At 36.5% G+C, this 394-nt stretch carries 1 protein-coding gene; it reads right to left on the bottom strand.

The genetic code is table 11. The annotated features are described in order from the left end of the window. Nucleotides 1-259, bottom strand: a 259-nt coding sequence (locus tag A3761_RS07075) for an EAL domain-containing protein (protein ID WP_156491702.1), incomplete at its 3' end; no start/stop codon positions are given. Nucleotides 260-394: the final 135 nt, after the last annotated feature.

Genomic DNA, 394 nt, shown 5'->3' with positions numbered 1-394 from the left:
GGAAGTCGACAGGAATCGTTTTAAGATAAGAAAAAGAGCTCAAACCAACACCAAAATCATCTAGCGCAAACTTAAAGCCTAGCCCTCTAATTTCATTAATAAACTCTACCGCATCAACCAGGTTATCGATTGCAGAGGTTTCTGTAATTTCAAAACAAATTCTCTGAGGCAGCAGGTCATATTCTTTTTGCCAGATCTTGATATCATCAAAAAATGACTGATCACTCAAGGTTGAACCTGACATCGTCTTCGGAGTCATCGACGATTAATATTCGTATAATCTTACCTTCCACTAAATGCATATAGCTACCTTGATACCGGAGAAAGGTTAATGTCTAACCAATAATTCCGAAGTGCTGAGATATTGTCTTTAAATTCATTTATATCAAAAGAC

The organism is Oleiphilus sp. HI0123, from assembly GCF_001635315.1.
The sequence above is the reverse complement of the archived record's forward strand: the minus strand, read 5'-3'. Positions and strand labels throughout refer to the sequence as shown.